This is a genomic window from Janthinobacterium sp. DSP2-3-3 (assembly GCF_049897325.1).
Classification (GTDB): Bacteria; Pseudomonadota; Gammaproteobacteria; order Burkholderiales; family Burkholderiaceae_D; genus Janthinobacterium.
Genome location: NZ_JAFCWA010000045.1, coordinates 1 through 517 on the forward strand (window position 1 = coordinate 1; position 517 = coordinate 517).

A 517-nucleotide genomic window follows, 5' to 3' on the forward strand; every position below is an offset into this window, starting at 1 on the left:
TGTCGCTGGCGCTGTTCAGTACCAGCGTCGTTGGCGCGGCAGCGGTGGCGTTATCGATGGTGATGGCCAGTGCGCTGGAGGCGGCGCTGGCATTGCCGGCGCCGTCCACCGCCCTGGCGGTCAGGGAGTGGGTGCCGCTACCCAGGGTGCTGCTGGTAATGCTCCATACGCCGCCGGTGGCGATTGTCGTGCCCAGCACGGTGACGCCGTCGGTATCGTACAGGGTGACGGTGCTGCCGGCCTCGGCGCGGCCGGTGATGGTGGGCCGGCTGACATTCGTAATGCCGTCGCTGTTCGAGGCGCCGCTGTCGCTGGCGGCCGACAACACGGGGGCGGGCGGCGCGGCCGGTGCGCCGCTGTCGATGCTGAGGGACAGGGGGCTGGATGCGGCGCTGCTGTTGCCGGCGGCGTCCACCGCCTTGGCGCTCAAGGTGTGGACGCCATCGCCCAGCGCACTGCTGGTGATGCTCCACGCGCCGCCGGTAGCGACGGCGGTGCCCAGCACGGTGACGCCGTC

1 protein-coding gene is annotated in these 517 nt (G+C 71.6%); it reads right to left on the reverse strand.

What is annotated here, in order from left to right:
• A partial coding sequence (locus ACP7DE_RS28005; RefSeq protein ID WP_426075185.1) for an Ig-like domain-containing protein occupies window positions 1–517 on the reverse strand: 517 nt, incomplete at both ends.